The organism is Pseudomonas sp. 2822-17, assembly GCF_002742485.1.
Taxonomy (GTDB): Bacteria; Pseudomonadota; Gammaproteobacteria; order Pseudomonadales; family Pseudomonadaceae; genus Aquipseudomonas; species Aquipseudomonas cyclaminis.
This window is the reverse complement of sequence record NZ_LJRZ01000835.1, coordinates 1-257: the sequence shown is the minus strand read 5'-3', so window position 1 is coordinate 257 and position 257 is coordinate 1. Positions and strand designations below refer to the sequence as shown.

Below are 257 nucleotides of genomic sequence, written 5' to 3'. Positions count from 1 at the left end.
AAGTCTACTTAAAATCATGTCCAAAACTGGTCTATTCGTCAGTAATGATTCTCCAAGGTCTAATTTGGCCACATTCCATAACCAATTTCCATATTGAACGAAAATAGGTTGGTCAAACCCGTATTCCATCCTTAATCTTTCTTCATCCACTGTGGTAACTACGACATCATCGATCTTTAGAATCGCTCTGATTGGGTCACCTGGTGTAATCTTCATAAGTAAAAAGGTGATAAACGATAGAACGAGTACCATAATAA

The 257-nt window shown here is 37.0% G+C and carries 1 pseudogene; it reads right to left on the bottom strand.

Features of this window, described 5'->3' with window-relative positions:
• Positions 1 to 257: pseudogene (locus AOA60_RS33585) on the bottom strand (ABC transporter permease); the annotation flags it as partial.